Source organism: Mycobacterium yunnanensis, from assembly GCF_025823185.1.
GTDB classification, from domain to species: Bacteria; Actinomycetota; Actinomycetes; order Mycobacteriales; family Mycobacteriaceae; genus Mycobacterium; species Mycobacterium yunnanensis.
In genome coordinates this window covers 417,427-433,246 of the sequence record NZ_JACKVK010000005.1, presented here as the reverse complement: position 1 = coordinate 433,246, position 15,820 = coordinate 417,427, and the positions used below count along the sequence as shown (strand labels likewise).

The window sequence follows — 15,820 nt, the reverse complement described above, 5'->3', positions numbered from 1 at the left end:
AGGGTTCTCATGAGCCAGCAGACCGACATCTCGGCCCCCGTGCACCACTGGGAGAACTGGGGCGGAAACCAGGAGTTCGATTTCGCCGAGTCGGTGACTGCGACCACCGATGACGACGTCGTCGCGGCGGTTGCCGCGGCATCGCGTGCCCGACAGGGGCTTCGCGTGACCGGAAGCGGTCATTCCTTCACTCCCATCGTGCAGACCGATCACACGCTGGTCGACGTCTCGGCGCTGTCAGGGGTGAGCAGTGTCGACTCCAAGGGCCGCGCGACGGTGCGCTCGGGAACCCGCTTGGCTGACGTGGGGGCGCCCCTGTGGGATCACGGATTGTCGTTGGCCAACCAGGGCGACGTCGATGCCCAGACCATCTCGGGGTCGATCGCGACGGGCACGAAGGGCTCCGGCCCGCTGTTCGGCAGCCTGTCGTCGACCGTGCGAAACGTACGCCTGGTCAACGGACTCGGCGAGATCGTCACCATTACCGAGGACCAACCCGACCTGCTGCATGCCGCACAGGTGTCGGTGGGCATGCTCGGGGTGTTCCTCGGCCTGACGTTGCAGTGCGTTCCGGCGTACAAGCTGCGTGAACAGAACGCAGTACTGCCATTTTCCGAAGTCGAGGCGCGCTGGGACTCGTTTCTGGCCGACTACCGACACTTCTCCTTCTGGTGGCTCCCGGCAGAGGGGTCCTCCGAGATGTACGACCTGGGTCACCTGCCGCCCGACCACTGCGTCGTCAAGCTGCTCACCGAGGAGCTAGCCACCGCCGCCGACGTCGAGGGCGAACCCGGCTCCCGGACCGGTCGGGCACACCTCATCTATCCCGACGCCACGACCGATGCGCGCTTTCACGAGCTGGAGTACATGGTTCCTGCCGAGCACGGACGGGCTGCGCTGGACGTGGTGCGCGACCTGATGTCGACCCGCCACACCGATCAGATCAGCCCGGTGCAGATCCGTTGGCAACGAGCCGACGAGGCGCTGCTGTCGGCGCAGTACCACCGCGACACGGTCTCGGTGTCGGTGTCGGGCAAGCCGGGCACCACGTACGAACCGTTTCTGCGCGACCTCGACCGCGAACTGCAGCAGTTCGACGCACGTCCCCACTGGGGCAAAGTCCACTTCCTCACCAGGGATCGGGTCGAGGCACTGTACCCCAAATATGAACTCTTCCAAGACATTCGACGCCAGTTCGATCCCCACGGGATCTTCCTGAACCCGCATCTTCGCGAACTGTTCGGCTGACGCGACGAGCACTATTCATTCGAACAAACCCTGCGCCACGTAGTGGCCCCGTTCCGGGGCGGGCGGGACGGCGAAGATCGCCGACCCGACGTGGCGGATGTATTCGTTGAGCAAGTCGTGGCCGCCCAGCCGGTTCTGCAGTCGGATGAAGTGCTGCGGGTCGTTCTGGTACGAGATGAACAGCAGGCCGGCGTTCAATTCGCCGTTCGGGTCGAGTCCGTCGGTGTAGTTGTAGCCGCGGCGCTTGATCATCACGCCGTCGTTGTTCTCGCGCGCGGCGAGCGCGACGTGTGAGAGCGGGTCGATCACCGGATCACCGGTCGCCGACTTGAGGGCGAAGTCAGGCGTGTCCTTCTCACGTCGGCCCGACAGCGGAGAGCCCTCCTCCTTGTGGCGGCCGATGATCTGCTGTTGGTTGCCGACGCGGTCGGTGTCCCACGTCTCGAGCAGCATCCGGATCTTGCGCACCACCTGATAGGTGCCGCCCTCCATCCAGGGCTGGTCGCCGTTCATGATCCAGACGAACTCGTCGTACTGCTCGTCGGTCTCGACGTTGCGCGTCCCGTCCTTGAAGCCCAACAGGTTTCGCGGTGTCTCCTGACCCGTCCCGGCCGATGCCCGACCGAACCCCAACACCGCCCAGAACGGCGAGACCGTGCTACGGCCCAGGCGGGCCAGGTTGCGCACCGCGTGATAGCAGACCTGGGGATCGTCCGCGCAGGCTTGGACGGACAACTCGCCGCCGGTGAAGTTCGGGTCGAGCACGTCACCGTTGAGCGTGGGAAGGTCGGTGAAGGCAGCCGGCTTGTGCGCGGCCAGGCCGAAGCGTCCGTCGAACAGCGCAGGCCCCAGGCCGATCGTCACCGTCAGGCTGGCCGGGCTCAGCCCGAACGCTTCGCCGGTGTCGACGGGCGGCGCCACGTCGTCCTCGGGTTGCACGGTGCCGACCGGTCGGCCGTCCTGCATCACCGCCGCCGCCGCCGACCAACGCGCCAACAGGGTCTGCACGGACGTCGACGAGGCCGCCTCCGCGAGCCGGAACGTCATGAAGACGGTGTGCCGCTGCGGTTCGGTGGAGATGCCGCCCTGGCGGCCGGTCCCGTAGAAGGGGTGGCTGCGGTCGAGGTCGACCCCGTCCACGTCGTCGGCCGTCGCAGCCCGGGACGAGGCCATCGTCCACGCCGCCGTCCCGCCGCCGGCTGCCCCGACGACCGCACCGCCGAGACCGGCAACCAATGCGCCAGAGAGCAATCCACGACGCGACACCCCCTTGGGCTCGTTGATCCCCGTCGACTCGCCGGGGGTCGTCAACTCGCCGACACCACCTTTTGCGCCACCGTGGCCAGGCTGTCGTGCAGCGGTTGGATCACCGCGGTCAACTTCGGTGCGTCGGTGCCGCGCAACGCCGCCGTCCACACCCGGTAGCCTCCCGGCGCTGTGCCGTCGCGGTAGCCGTCGAGGGTGGTGAGCACGGTCTGGAATTGCTGGTCCAAGGTGGTGGTTAGCGCGGGGTCGATCTTTTGCAACCCCGGGCGTAGCGACGCGTAGGCCTGTTGCGCGCCTTCGACGTTGCCGGCGAAGTCGACCAGGTCGATGTGACTGAAGGCCTCCTCCTCGCCGGTGATCTTGGTGTTCTGCACCTCTTCGATCAGGTCGGCCGCTCCGTTCGCGAGATCCTCCGGTTTGTATTGCAACGGCGCGACCACGGTGACCAGATGTCCGACGTTGCCCACCAATTCGCTGCTGAGGGCCTTGGTCGCCGGGGTGATCGCACCGCCCTGCCACAGGTCTCGCTCGATGGCGTGGAAGCCCTTCCAGCCCACCTTGGCGTCGACCGGCGTCGACTCGCGCATGTCGATCAGGTAGTCGAGGTTGCCTGCGTTGTCGTCGACGGCGAAGCCTGGCAGCACGAACCCCTCGACGCTCGACTCCGCGCGCTCGTAGAACGGCCGGGCCTTCGCGTAGGCCGTCTTCGCGTCGGCGAGGTTGCCCGCCTGCACGGCCACGTCGAGGGCCTTGACCCCCGTGTTCAGCTGGTTCACCTGGTCGACGACGTACGCCGAGTAGTCCTTGGTGCCCTGTCCCAGGATCGTCGGCACGGTACCGGTCGGCGCGGCCGCGGACTGACCGGTGACGGACAGGTCCTGGTACTCCGATGCCGCACCGGGGCAATAGATTTGGTACTTGCCACCGTCGAGGGTGACGGTGAAGGAGACGGGATCCAGTCCGGGGGCCAGGTTCTCCTTCTCGCCGACGATGCGTTGATCCTTCAGCAGTTCCATCTCGGTGACGCCGGGTGCGCTGGAATTGGTCACCGTGAACGTGACCGGTCCGGCGGGCACCGTGGTGGTGTCCACCGAACACGCGTCCTTGCCAGAGTCGTCGGCCAGCGTGACGTCGACTGTCGGGACACCGTTGGCTGTCTTGGCGCCGCCCGTGCCCGGCGTGCTCGTCGCCGTGTCGCCGGACGATCCGCAGGCGCTCAGCGCCAGTGCGGTCGCGGCGACCACGGCCGGCGCCGCCCAACGGCCCCTAAGCCACGCTGATCTCGTCACGCGTCGGTGATTCACCATGCTGTCGTCGTTCCCTTTCGTTGGTCCTGCGGGTGGTTCGGATGGCGGCCAGACCGACGAGGACGGCTGTGGCGGCGAATACCGTTGGCAGCCAACGTGTCCAGAGCGTCCGCTCGCTTCGGTCCTGGGTGGATTGGGCGATGGCGGCGATGCGGGCCTGATCGTCGGCGGGGCTCGTCGCCCAGTCCTGCGCCAGCGCACCGACGCTGACCGTCTTGGAGCCCGTCAGGCCTCCGCCGCTGAGGGTGGCGATCCTGCTGCTGGTCCGTTGCGCCGAGACGACGTCGTCGCCTCGTGCCAGCACCGTGTAGACGGTGCTGGCGCTCCACCGCGCGTCGAACGGTCCAGGGGTGCGTGCGGTGCCGAGGCCGACCGGCAGGCGCCCGCCGGTCAGATTCCTCAACTGCGCCAGGTCGATCGGCGTCGTCGTGACACCGGGGTCAGCCGGCACGCGGGTCTGCCACACGTCGAGTCGAATGCCGTCGACCGTCTGGCCTCCCGCGGCGTCGAGCGAGATCTGCTGTCCCTGCCGGTCAGCGGTGAGCACGCGGGCGGCGCCGTCTGCACGCACCGTGACCGTCACGTCGTCACCTCCCGCGGTCCTCGCGGTTCTCGTCGTCCCCGCTGCGGGGGTGCCGCCCGCAGGAATGAGCAGAGCCATCGCTGCCGCCACGATCGCGAGGCCGGTGGCGACGCCCCACTGCAGCCGGCGCCTGACCAACGGGCTGGGCGCCCACCTCGCCGGCCACAGGAAGACGAACAGCACCGGGACGGCGTAGAGCAGCCAGCCGAGCACCTCGATCAGGCGAGGGTCGGGCGGGATTCCGAACATGCCCGTCACCACCGCGCCCACCAGCGACCTGGTGCCCAGCAGGGTCGAAAGGTCGGCGACGCGCTCTTGCCCCACCACGATCCAGCCCGCCTCGTGGGCGGTGCGCAGGCTGCTCATCACCAGGCCGGCCGCGACGAACACCAGGAATACCCCGGTCACGCGGAAGAAGCGGCCCAGATCCAAACGCAGGCTGCCGGCGTAGAGAGCGACGCCGATCGCGACGGCGACGGCGATGCCCGCGACGCCGCCGAGGAGGGCGTACCACCGGCTGCCCTGGGCAGTCTGGGCCGCCGCCAGCAGAAAGACCGCCGTCTCGAAACCCTCCTTGAGGACGGCGAGAAAGGCCATCAGCGCCAGCGCGGTAACCCCGCCACTCTTGATCGCCTGTGCCGCTTCGTGTTCCAGCTGCCCCTTCATTCGGAAGGCGTTGCGGTTCATCCAGAGGATCATCGTGGTCACGAAGACCACGGCGATCGCCCCGATGACCGTCTCCAACATCTCCTGTTGACGCTGGGGCAGCGACGCGGACAGGGCGTCGAGGCCCGCACCGACGGCGACGCTGATCGCGACGGCCGACGCGACGCCGAGCACCATCGGTCGCACCGACTTGCCGTTGCGGGTCAGGAATGCGCCGATGACGCTGACGATCAGGGTGGCTTCGAGCCCTTCGCGCAGGCCGATCAGGAACGTGCCGATGAAGATGCCGTGCACGCCTCTCCCTTTCGCCGGCCAGACCGGAGGTTAGGTTAGGCTCACCGCTCCTCGAGGCACCAGGGCTGCGGCCGGTTGCCCAGGCAACTGCCACGGGGCGGCCAGGCAACGGTCAGGGGTGACGGCCGCCAACCCCCTCTGACGTGCGGGTCCATGCCGACGGGCGGCCCGTCCGATTTATCGATTCGGCGCCACAGCCAATACCATTGGTAGTGCAATGACCGACAATTCCTCACCGGCCTCCGGCACGTTGACGGCCGCCGAGGGCCGCGCCGCGGACCGCATCACCGCCGAAGCTCGACGACGACGCACGTTCGCGGTGATCAGCCACCCCGACGCCGGCAAGTCCACGTTGACCGAGGCGCTGGTGCTGCACGCCAACCGCATCAGCGAAGCCGGCGCGATCCACGGCAAGTCCGGGCGCCGCGCCACCGTGTCGGACTGGATGGACATGGAGAAGGCCCGCGGCATCTCCATCACGTCGACGGCGCTGCAATTCCCGTACCAGGCCCCCAGCGGGCAGGACTGCGTCATCAACCTCCTCGACACCCCCGGCCACGCCGACTTCTCCGAGGACACGTACCGCGTGCTGACCGCCGTCGACTGCGCGGTGATGCTCATCGACGCGGCGAAGGGTCTGGAACCTCAAACGCTCAAGCTGTTCGAAGTCTGCCGACTGCGACGCATCCCCATCATCACCGTGATCAACAAGTGGGACCGGCCGGGCCGTGACGCCCTCGAGTTGCTCGACGAAATCCAGTCCCGCATCGGCCTGCGGCCCACCCCCCTGACCTGGCCGGTGGGCATCGCCGGCGACTTCAAGGGCGTGCTCGACCGACGCACCGGCAACTTCATTCGCTACACCCGCACCGCGGGCGGTGCGAAGGCCGCACCCGAGGAGCACATCGCCCCGGCCGACGCCCATGCCGCGGCCGGCGTCGACTGGGACAACGCCGTCGAGGAATCGGAGCTGCTGGCCGCCGACGGGTCTGACTACGACCAGGACACCTTCCTCGGCTGCGAGACCACCCCGTTGCTGTTCACTTCGGCGGCTCTGAACTTCGGGGTGAACCAGCTGCTCGACGTGCTGGTGCAGCTCGCCCCGTCACCGCACGGTCAGCTCGACGTCGAGGGCCACCGTCGGCCCGCCGAGGCGCCCTTCAGCGCCTTCGTCTTCAAGGTGCAGGCCGGGATGGACTCCGCCCACCGCGACCGCATCGCCTATGCACGGGTCTGCTCGGGCACGTTCGAACGTGGCGAGGTGCTGACCCACGCGACCACCGGCAAGCCGTTCGTCACCAAGTACGCGCAGTCGGTGTTCGGCCAGCAGCGTTCCACGTTGGACACGGCGTGGCCGGGTGACGTCATCGGCCTGGCCAACGCCAACGTGCTGCGTCCCGGTGACACGCTCTACCGCGACATTCCGGTGCAGTACCCGCCGATCCCGAGCTTCTCCCCCGAGTACTTCGCGGTCGCGCGCGGCACCGATCCCAGCAAGCACAAGCAGTTCCGCAAGGGCATCGAACAGCTCGAGCAGGAGGGCGTGGTCCAGGTGCTCCGCTCGGACCGCCGCGGCGACCAGGCTCCCGTCTTCGCCGCCGTCGGGCCCATGCAGTTCGAGGTCGCGACGCACCGGATGGCGACCGAGCTCAGCGCGCCGATCTCCCTGGAGTCCCTCCCCTACACCGTCGCCCGAGCCGCCGACCCCGGTGACGTCGAATTCCTGCAGCGCCAGCCGTCGGTCGAGGTGTTCACCCGCACCGACGGCGTGATCCTGGTGCTGTTCTCCACGAAGTGGCGCCTCGAGGGATTCCAGCGCGACAACCCCTCGGTCAAGCTGCAGTCCCTCGTCGCCGCTGGTGACGACTGACCGTCAGACGTAGCGCACCGTCTGCTGCCAGATGACGGCTTGGGCCACGACGGCCCGGCCGCCGTCGAGGCTGATGGCGGGATTTCCGTAGAGCTCGTAACCCAGGTCGAGGGCTTCGCTGACACGGCGGCAGAACGCCTCGTCGTCGGGCCCGGTGAGCAGCCGGTACCTCGGCAGTCCGTTCGGTGGTTCCGTCATTCGTCGATGGTGCCACCTAGGCTCCGACCATGACGGCGACGTTTCCCACGACATGGCTTCTGGACTCCGATCCGGCGCTGCGGTGGCAGGTCGAGCGGGACGTGCTCCGCGCGCCCCCCGGTACGTGGGAGCGCACCCGGGCCAGGGTCGCGACCGAGGGCTTCGGAGCGCGGCTGCTGGCGCTGCAGGACCCCGACGGTCAGTGGGCCGGTGGGGCCTTCTTCCCGGCCGACTTCGACTTCGAGGGTCCGGAGGCCGCCGAGGGCGCCGGGCAGCCGTGGACGGCCACGACGTGGACGTTGAACTCGTTGCGGGAGTGGGGCGTCGACGCGTTGGCGCTGCTGGGCACCGCGGACCTGCTGGCCGCCAACAGTCGCTGGGAGTACGACGACCTGCCCTACTGGGGTGGCGAGGTCGACTGCTGCATCAACTCCTGGACGGTGTCCAACGGGCTGTGGCTCGGTGCGGACGTCACCGGCGTCGTCGACTGGTTCGTCGAGCACCAACTGGCCGACGGCGGCTGGAATTGCGAATGGGTGGAGGGGTCGACGCGATCGTCGTTCCATTCGACGCTCAACGCCCTCAAGGGATTACTGGACCACGAGATCGTCACGGGCGGCACCGACGCCACCCGGGCGGCGCGACGGTCCGGCGAGGAGTATCTGCTGACGCGCGGTCTGATGCGTCGACTGTCCGACGGGCACCCGGTGGGGCCGTGGGTCGGCGACTTCACCTACCCGACGCGGTGGCGTTACAGCGCACTCAACGCCGCCGACTACTTCCGTCGACGATCCGTCGTCGACGGCTCGGCGCCGGATCCACGGATGGCCGGGGCCATCGCGCTGATCCGCGACGCCCGCCAGCCCGACGGCACGTGGACTCAGGGGCCGACACTGCCTGGCCGACAGTGGTTTCCCGTCGACGTTCCCGCAGGTGAATCGTCGAAGTGGTTGACGCTGTTCGGCATTCGGGTGCTCGAGTGGTGGGACGGTCAGCCCTAAAATCAGTTGCGGTCGACACCGCCTCCGGTCGACCATGGATGTCGGCGACCGAGGGGAGGGAGGAACCTGTGCGACGCTACAAGAGAGGTGACCGGATCACCACGCTCAGCGACATCGGTGGCATCAACGTTCCCGACGTGCCCGCTGGCGCGGTCGGCACCGTCGTGCAGACGACGCTGACCGGCAAGCCCAAGACGATCCACTTCGACCTCGAGACACCGTGGGGGCACAAGCGTTTCGACGTCGGTGTCCACCGACGCAGGGTGCACTTGACCTAGGCGCGGCGTCAACCGCGCACCCAGGCCCGTTTCGCGACGCGAAGCATGTTGCCGCCCAGCACGGCACGCACGTCGGCGTCCCGCCAACCACGGTCGGTGAGGTGGCGGCCGATGGTCAGCACCGTCTCCGGCGGCATCCACTGGATGGGTCCCCAGGCGGTGTAACTGTCGTCGAACGCCTGCGGGTTGCGCTGCATCTCGTCGTTGAAGTCGGCGTGGTCGAAGGAGAAGTCGCTGCTGAGGGCGACGTGGTCGACGCCAACCAGGTCGACGGCGTACTCGAGGTGGCTCGTCATGGCCTCGAGCGTCGGGGTGTTGGGCCCCAGGAAGATGCCGACGCCGGTGATCGCGACCACGCCGCCGGTGTCCGCGCAGGCGCGCGCCTGGTCGTCGGTGATGTTGCGCGGATGGTCCCAGAGCGCCTTCATGCACGAATGGCTGTACACCACTGGGCCTTTCGAGACTCGGCAGAGGTCGAGGCCAGTCTGGGCGCTGCAGTGCGACCCGTCGGGCACGATGCCGACGGCGTTCATCTCGGCGACGATCTGCTCGCCCCACGCGGTCAGGCCCGTGTCCACGAGGTCCAGACATCCGCAGCCCGCCCGGTTGGCGTGGTTGTAGGTCGGCAGCAGCGTGCGCACTCCAAGGCCCGCGAGTGTGGCGAGATTGTCCAGGTCGTCGCCGACGGGCCCGGAGTCCTCCAGGTCGAACGCCACGGCGATCCGGTCCTCGGCGGTGATCCGCTCGACGTCGTCGACGTCGAACGCCAGCTCCAGGTCCGGGTGTGCGTCGACGCCCGCGCGGAAGTGCTCCAGCAGCGCGACGGAGTCGGCGAAGGACTGCGGTGAGTATCCGGCGTTGACGGAGACGAAGGCACCGCCGCGACGCCGAAAGCGGGTCAGCGGCTCGACGTCGGTGCCCACCTGCAAGGGAAGGCAGGCGTGCTGATCCCAGAGGAGCGGCGTCATGGCTACAGATGATGCCGCAGACGGCCGTCACCCGGACTGACGACCACACTCGCGCGACCCGTGTCCGCGTAGGGTCGACGGCATGGCGCGAACGGTACGAACCGTGGGCTCGTGGATGAGGCGCACGCTCGGCTTGGCCCCCAGCGGGTCGTCGGCCCAGATGATCGTCGTCAGCGCGCCGTCCCCCAGCTCCGACACCGGCACCCTGAGTGCTTACGAACGCGTGAACGGCACGTGGGAGCGGGTGCTCGGACCCACCCCGGCGACCCTGGGCGAGCTGGGTGTCGGGGAGCCGGAGGACGACGTCTTCCGCACTCCGGAGGGAACCTTCCCCCTGGGCCAGGCCTTCGGGCGTAAGCCCAACCCTGGCACCCGGATGCCGTACTTCCAAGCGACGGACGAGGATTGGTGGGACGAGGACGTCGACTCACCCACCTACAACACCCATGTGCACGCCGCCGAGATCGACTCCGAGGACGCCGAGAATCTCTACGACTCCGGGCCGATGTACGACTACGCGGTGGTGATCGACCACAACCCGCAGCGCGTGCCCGGGCGGTCGGCCGGCATCTTCCTGCACGTGACCGACGGTGACCCGACCTGGGGTTGCGTTGCCGTCGACCGGGACCAGATGAAGTCGGTGTTGCAGTGGCTCGACCCGTCGGCAAACCCGCAGATCACCATTGGCGTCGGCGCGGGCGCGCCGAGCTAGAGCTTGCGTGTCCAGTCGCGGATCGCGGCGACGAACTCTTCTGGCGCATCGGATTCGACGTAGATGCCGGCGCCGTCGACGATGACGGTCTCGTGTCGGGGGAAGACCTCTTCGAGACGTGCGCGTTCCTGGGCCCGGAAGGCGAAGTCGGCGTCACCCCAGATGATCAGGGTCGGCAGATCCGCGAGGAGTTCGAGGCCCGATTCGAGTTCCTCGAGGAAGGCGCGGCTGCCGAGCACTTGGCCGGGCAGCACGGCACAGGCCTGGCGTCGCTCGGGGGTGTCCAACGCCCGCCGGTAGTGCGTCATCTCGGCCGCGGCCGGCGTCCGTCTGCGGTGACCGGTCGGGATGAACGCGTTGACCAGAAGGTTGAACCGCCGCACCAGGAATCGCATGGGTAGTCCGCCGACGATGCGCCCGAAGGCTTCGAAGTGCAGGGTTCCGTTGACCGGCCACGCCCAGGTGTTGACCAGCACCAGGCGCTCGAAGGCACCCGGTCGGCGCTGCGCGGCGGCCAGACCGATCGGGCCGCCCCAGTCTTGGCCGACGAGGGTCACGTCGCCGAGGCGCATGGCGTCCACGAAGCCGGTGACCACCTCCGCGTGCTCCTCCGGCAGGTAGCGGTAGCCCGGGCGGGCCGTCGAGAGTCCGAAGCCAGGAAGGTCGAGCGCAACGCACCGGAAGTCCTGTCGCAGTTCGGCGATGACCTCGCGCCACAAGAACGACCACGTCGGATTGCCGTGCAGCATAAGCAGAGTGGGTCCTGAACCCTCGTCGACGTAGTGGACGTCGTTCCCGTCGACGTCGACGAAGCGACTCTCGAAGGGAAACAGGTCGTCGTCAACCCAGGTGGGCCGGGTGCGTCTGGCGGTGTCGGCCATGTGCCGCTCCTCACGGGTCGGATCCGAATGTGGTTGAATATCTCACGCGTACTTGAGAAACTCAAGCGATAGGAATCGAGATGCGCGGCTACGGCCAATACTGTGGGCTCGCTCGCTCACTGGAGGTGGTGGGCGACCGGTGGAACCTGCTCATCGTGCGCCAATTGCTGGGCGGGCCCGCGCGCTACCGCGACCTGGCCGCCGGCCTCCCGGGAATTGCCACCAACCTGCTCGCCGATCGGCTCCGCGACCTCGAAGGCGCCGGCGTCGTCGAACGGCGACTGACGCCCGCGGGCGGTGTCGTCGAGTACGCCCTGACGCCCTGGGGTGCAGAGTTGCGCGAGCCCATCGAGGGCCTCATCCGATGGTCGACTCCCCTCATGGTCCGCGGGCCCGAAGGTGATGCGTTCCAACTCGAATGGCTCGCCTTGGCCCTCCCCGCCCTCCTCGAAGGGCGTGTCAAGACCAGGACGACGACGACCGTAGGTCTCGACGTCGGCCCCGGCTCTCACCTCCGGCTTCGCCTCACGCGCAGCGGCGTCGACGTCGCACCTTGCGACGGTCGCGCCGTCGATGCCACTGTGCGAGCTGAGCCGATGTGCGTACTCGGGTTGGCCGCCGGAGCCCTCGCCATCGACGACGCCCTCGCCCTCGGGCTCGTCGAGATCGAGGGCGACGAGTCCGTCGTACGGGCGGCCTTTGCCTCCTAGGCTTTACGTGGTGTAGGCCGTTAGCCAGCTGACTGCCGAGTGGCCAGTTGCGTGGCGCCGGAGCGCGATATCCGCCAGTTGACTGCCCACTGGGTGCACTAGCGTGACGATGGTGACGACGGCGACCCCACCACCTCCGGTGGGGGCGGGGGCTCTACTGCGCAGCTGGCGGGAGAAGCGCCGGCTGAGCCAGCTCGAACTGTCGACGCGGGTGCAGGTGTCCACCCGCCACCTGAGCTACGTCGAGAATGGGCGGTCCCGGCCCTCGCCGGAGATGATCATGCGGCTGGCCGAGCAGTTGGAGCTTCCGCTGCGCGAACGCAACGAGGTGTTGCTCGCCGGCGGTTACGCGCCCGCCTACGCACAGCAGCGTCTCGACGCCCCGGCCCTGGCTTTGGTCGCCGACGCGCTGCGCATGGTGCTGGACCGCCATTTGCCCTATCCCGCAGTGGTTCTCAACCGATGGTGGGAGATGGTCGACGCGAATGCCGCCGTCGACGCGCTGCTGGACGGCGTCGCCGCCCACCTGCTGGAACCGCCGGTCAACGTCCTGCGACTCACCCTTCACCCCGATGGTCTCGCCCCGCGCATCGTCAATCTGGGACAGTGGCGCGCTCACCTGCTGGCCCAGCTTCGCCGGCGAGTGGAGCTGACCGACGACGCGCAGCTTCGCGCATTGCATGCGGAGCTGTCGTCGTACCCGGGTGGTGCCGACGATCCGACGCCGTCACCTCATCAGGTGGTTCTGCCGATGGTGCTGCGCGTGGGCGAGCACACGCTGTCGATGTTCACCATCGCCGCGGCGTTGGGGACACCGGCCGACGTCACCGTCGACGAGCTGGTGGTGGAGAGCTTCTATCCGGCCGACGACGCCACCCTGCGTCTGTTGCGCGCGGAACAACCGCCACCGCCGACTTGACCTCGGAGGTCATCGACGCAAGCGCCTGGCCAGCCAATGCTGGTTCCATGACCACCCATCAGACCTCCTCCGACACCAGGTTCGACGGATTCTGGGGCAGTTACGCCCTCGGCATCCTCGACGATCTACGCTTCGGCCCTCAGATCGTGGAATACCTCGAGCGCATCGAGGACACGCTGCACCCCTTCGGGGGCGTGTTCCTCATTCACGGCGCGCCGTGGCAGCAGGTCGAGGGTCAGCCGATCGGCGCTCCGGTGCTCATCGCCTTTCCCGACCCCCGAGGGGCACGGCAGTGGTACGAATCCGAGGCCTACCAAGCCATCTCGAGTCTCCGATCGGAGAACAGCGACAGCCACGTGCTACTGGTCGAGGGCGTCGGTGCCGACCATCGGAGCACCGACATCACGGGACACTTGGCCCGCGGCGGCCGGTAGGCGTCCCGTCCGGTCGATCGGATGACACTCGTGACGTGTGGGTGACATTTTGGCCCGGGGCGCGCGGCGGTGGACGGGCCCCGCGCACGTGCGGCAGAGGGTGGGCCGCCCGACGTCGTCGGCTCTGCGAGCGTCCCCCCTTCTCGCGGCCAGCCGCTTCCCAGGGGGCCACTGATTCGAACAGCCATGCACCGCAACTGTTTTGACGGCGTCGATCTCTAGGACGTCACCGGGTCGTAGCCTCGTCGACGACGGTCTCCGACCGCGCTGAGTGGAAATTCGGCCCGAGGAACGACCGGCGTGACGACCTCGAGACGCCCCTAGGACTGCCAGACGACGGGGCTATGTTCCGCAACGTGAACCAGAGGCTGGCGACCCGCGGCAACCTGCTCGACTTCGTCGACCAGGCCTTGTTCCTCGGCTTGCGTGCGACCGGGCAATCCGCGGTGACGCAGATCGTCTGGGTGTACGACCACGGGGTCGACATGGACGGTGTGCGGCGCTTTCACCGGAACATGGGGTACGGCATGGCGGGCCGCCTCATCGAGCCGTCGCCGCTGCCGTTCGGCCGCCATCGCTGGGTCACCTCGCTGGGACCGGCGGCACCCTTGCGGATCGCGCCTCGACCTCGACCTCGTACCGAACTCAGCGACTGGGTCGACGAGAGCGCCCAGCAGCCGATCGATCCCCAGTTCGGACCGTCCTGGCACATGAGCGTTCTGCCGATGACGGACGGTTCGACGGCCGTGAGTCTGGTGGGGTCGCACTGCGTCGCCGACGGGGGCGGGGCTCTGCTGACCGTGTACGAGTCCGTCATGGGAGCTCGCCGTCACCTGGGCTATCCACCACCGCGCTCGCGAACCTGGCTCCGGGCCCTCTCCGCAGACCTGCGCCAGACCGTCCGCGACATTCCCGAGCTCGCGCGCACCGTCGTCGCCGCCGTCCGGTTCCTGGCCAAACGCCGCAAGGACCAGCCGGCCTCCGACGCGACCGTGCCGAAGACCCCCGCCGTCGGCATGACGGACGACCCGGTGACCGCCCCAGCCGTCGCGGTGATCATTCCGATCGACGACTGGGACGCGCGGTCCGCGGAGCTCGGCGGCAACAGCTACGCGATGCTCGCCGCGCTCTGCGCCAGGCTGGCCGTGCATCAGGGGCGCGCACTGGCCGACGACGGAACGGTCGGGCTCGTCGTTCCCATCAACGACCGCACCCTCGAGGACACCAGGGCCAACGCGGTGAACCTCGCCTACGTGCGCATCGACCCCACTGCGGTCACCACTGACCTGCGGGACGCGCGTACCGCGATCCGCGATGCGTTGAAGACGATGCGAGAGACTCCCGACGAGGCCCTGGCGCTGCTGCCGTTGACGCCGTTCATCCCCAAGGCCGCCGTGCGGCGGACCGCCGATCTGGCGTTCGGTTTCACCTCCGAGCCGGTGTCCTGCTCCAACGTGGGCGACCTCCCCGACGACGTCACCCGTCTCGACGGCACCCCCGCCGATCTGGTGATCATGCGCGGGGTCGACCAGCACGTCACACGCCACGTGCTCGAGGAGCGCCGCGGCCTTCTCACGGTCGTGTGCGGTCGGCTCGCGGGCAAGGTCAGCATGACCGTGGTGGGGTACCAACCGGGTGCGCCCAACACGAAGGCATGGTTGCGCGAATCGATCCGCGCGTCACTCGACGAACTGGGGCTCACTGGCACGCTCGTGTGACACCCGACGGGTTCCGGAGCTCAGATGCTGGCGACGACGGCGGTGGCGACGGCGTGCATCGACGTGCCCTCCGTCTCAGCGCGTTCGAGCATCAGGTCGAAGGCGGCGGCAGAGTCGATGACGAACCGCTCCATCAAGATCCCCTTGGCTTGACCGATGAGGTCATCGGCGACGAGGTCGGACGTCGGGTCGACGCCCTCGTCGGCGGCGGCGATGAGGACGATGGCCGCGTGGGTGGCGAGCATCGCGCCGACCGCCGCGTCGTCGCGTGTGAAGGCGCCAGCGGCACCGCTGAAGACGTTCAGGGCACCAATGCCGCGCTGATGGGTGTACAGCCGAAAGGTCAGAGCGCTGCGGACGCCGGCAGCCAGGGCGGCGGCGGTGAATTCCGGCCAACGGGTCTCGAGGGAGAAGTCTCGGACGTGGATGACCGGACCGTCTTCTGCGACGTCCAGGCAAGGACCAGCGCCGTGCTGCATCTGGACGGCATCCAGGTCGGCGACCAACGGGTGCGTGGCCGCCACCGATGTGAAGCGATCGCCGTCGACGAGCATCACGTCGGCCAGTTCAGCGCCGCGGATCATGTCGACCGCTGCTCTGGTGACGACCCTCAACTGATGCTGAAGGTGCGCCTCGGTCTTGGCGGTCGACTGTGCCGTCAGCTTCATCATGGTGTCGCGCAGCACGCGGCGATGCTCGTCACGATGGTCGGTCATCGACGCCCTCCCCTGCCATCGGAGTGGGCTACCGCATGGCACGAGGCGACC

Annotated in this window: 16 protein-coding genes; 9 read left to right on the top strand and 7 right to left on the bottom strand. The window is 68.3% G+C overall.

The window, feature by feature from the left end; all coding sequences use genetic code 11:
* Positions 1 to 9: 9 nt before the first annotated feature.
* Positions 10 to 1,248, top strand: coding sequence for a D-arabinono-1,4-lactone oxidase (locus tag H7K45_RS09340; protein WP_263995504.1), 1,239 nt, complete (start codon positions 10 to 12; stop codon positions 1,246 to 1,248).
* A 15-nt stretch (positions 1,249 to 1,263) separates the two neighbouring features.
* On the opposite strand, the gene H7K45_RS09335 is transcribed toward H7K45_RS09340, so the two are convergent.
* From H7K45_RS09335 to efeU, 3 genes are read right to left on the bottom strand one after another with little or no spacing between them, the layout of a single operon-like run.
* Positions 1,264 to 2,559 carry a Dyp-type peroxidase gene (locus H7K45_RS09335; RefSeq protein ID WP_263995503.1) on the bottom strand — a complete coding sequence of 432 codons (1,296 nt, stop codon included), beginning with the start codon at positions 2,557 to 2,559 and terminating at the stop codon, positions 1,264 to 1,266.
* A complete protein-coding gene (efeO, locus tag H7K45_RS09330) occupies positions 2,556 to 3,821 on the bottom strand; it encodes an iron uptake system protein EfeO (protein WP_276069727.1) in 1,266 nt (421 codons plus the stop codon). The genes H7K45_RS09335 and efeO overlap by 4 nt, the downstream gene beginning before the upstream one ends.
* Positions 3,781 to 5,364, bottom strand: a complete 1,584-nt coding sequence (gene efeU / locus H7K45_RS09325) for an iron uptake transporter permease EfeU (RefSeq protein WP_263995501.1) — start codon at positions 5,362 to 5,364, stop codon at positions 3,781 to 3,783. The genes efeO and efeU overlap by 41 nt, the downstream gene beginning before the upstream one ends.
* Before the next feature lie 217 nt (positions 5,365 to 5,581).
* On the opposite strand from efeU, the gene H7K45_RS09320 reads away from it, so the two are divergent.
* Positions 5,582 to 7,234, top strand: a complete 1,653-nt coding sequence (locus tag H7K45_RS09320; protein ID WP_263995500.1) for a peptide chain release factor 3 — start codon at positions 5,582 to 5,584, stop codon at positions 7,232 to 7,234.
* A gap of 3 nt (positions 7,235 to 7,237) precedes the next feature.
* On the opposite strand, the gene H7K45_RS09315 is transcribed toward H7K45_RS09320, so the two are convergent.
* The gene (locus H7K45_RS09315) at positions 7,238 to 7,432 is read right to left on the bottom strand and encodes a DUF1737 domain-containing protein (RefSeq protein WP_263995499.1); all 195 of its coding nucleotides are present in this window, start codon (positions 7,430 to 7,432) and stop codon (positions 7,238 to 7,240) included.
* A 29-nt stretch (positions 7,433 to 7,461) separates the two neighbouring features.
* On the opposite strand from H7K45_RS09315, the gene H7K45_RS09310 reads away from it, so the two are divergent.
* Complete coding sequence (locus H7K45_RS09310; RefSeq protein ID WP_263995498.1) at positions 7,462 to 8,433, top strand: squalene cyclase; 972 nt, start codon at positions 7,462 to 7,464, stop codon at positions 8,431 to 8,433.
* 68 nt (positions 8,434 to 8,501) lie between these two features.
* The gene (locus H7K45_RS09305) at positions 8,502 to 8,711 is read left to right on the top strand and encodes a hypothetical protein (protein WP_263995497.1); all 210 of its coding nucleotides are present in this window, start codon (positions 8,502 to 8,504) and stop codon (positions 8,709 to 8,711) included.
* Positions 8,712 to 8,719: 8 nt separating this feature from the next.
* Here H7K45_RS09305 and H7K45_RS09300 read toward each other — a convergent pair whose 3' ends face one another.
* Entirely contained in the window at positions 8,720 to 9,679 is a 960-nt protein-coding gene (locus H7K45_RS09300; protein WP_263995496.1) for a dipeptidase, read from the bottom strand.
* Positions 9,680 to 9,761: 82 nt separating this feature from the next.
* On the opposite strand from H7K45_RS09300, the gene H7K45_RS09295 reads away from it, so the two are divergent.
* Positions 9,762 to 10,391, top strand: a complete 630-nt coding sequence (locus tag H7K45_RS09295) for a L,D-transpeptidase family protein (RefSeq protein WP_263995495.1) — start codon at positions 9,762 to 9,764, stop codon at positions 10,389 to 10,391.
* Here the strand turns inward: H7K45_RS09295 and H7K45_RS09290 are convergent.
* Positions 10,388 to 11,272 carry an alpha/beta fold hydrolase gene (locus H7K45_RS09290; protein ID WP_263995494.1) on the bottom strand — a complete coding sequence of 295 codons (885 nt, stop codon included), beginning with the start codon at positions 11,270 to 11,272 and terminating at the stop codon, positions 10,388 to 10,390. The two genes, H7K45_RS09295 and H7K45_RS09290, sit on opposite strands and share 4 nt — an antisense overlap.
* Before the next feature lie 80 nt (positions 11,273 to 11,352).
* Between H7K45_RS09290 and H7K45_RS09285 the strand changes: the two genes are divergently transcribed.
* The 4 genes from H7K45_RS09285 to H7K45_RS09270 all read left to right on the top strand — a co-directional run bounded on the left by H7K45_RS09285 (position 11,353) and on the right by H7K45_RS09270 (position 15,053).
* Entirely contained in the window at positions 11,353 to 11,982 is a 630-nt protein-coding gene (locus H7K45_RS09285; RefSeq protein WP_263995493.1) for a winged helix-turn-helix transcriptional regulator, read from the top strand.
* 112 nt (positions 11,983 to 12,094) lie between these two features.
* The gene (locus H7K45_RS09280; protein ID WP_263995492.1) at positions 12,095 to 12,901 is read left to right on the top strand and encodes a helix-turn-helix transcriptional regulator; all 807 of its coding nucleotides are present in this window, start codon (positions 12,095 to 12,097) and stop codon (positions 12,899 to 12,901) included.
* A 47-nt stretch (positions 12,902 to 12,948) separates the two neighbouring features.
* Positions 12,949 to 13,335, top strand: coding sequence for a DUF1330 domain-containing protein (locus tag H7K45_RS09275; protein WP_263995491.1), 387 nt, complete (start codon positions 12,949 to 12,951; stop codon positions 13,333 to 13,335).
* Positions 13,336 to 13,691: 356 nt separating this feature from the next.
* Positions 13,692 to 15,053, top strand: a complete 1,362-nt coding sequence (locus H7K45_RS09270; RefSeq protein WP_263995490.1) for a WS/DGAT/MGAT family O-acyltransferase — start codon at positions 13,692 to 13,694, stop codon at positions 15,051 to 15,053.
* A 20-nt stretch (positions 15,054 to 15,073) separates the two neighbouring features.
* Here H7K45_RS09270 and H7K45_RS09265 read toward each other — a convergent pair whose 3' ends face one another.
* The gene (locus H7K45_RS09265) at positions 15,074 to 15,769 is read right to left on the bottom strand and encodes a GAF and ANTAR domain-containing protein (protein WP_263995489.1); all 696 of its coding nucleotides are present in this window, start codon (positions 15,767 to 15,769) and stop codon (positions 15,074 to 15,076) included.
* Positions 15,770 to 15,820: the final 51 nt, after the last annotated feature.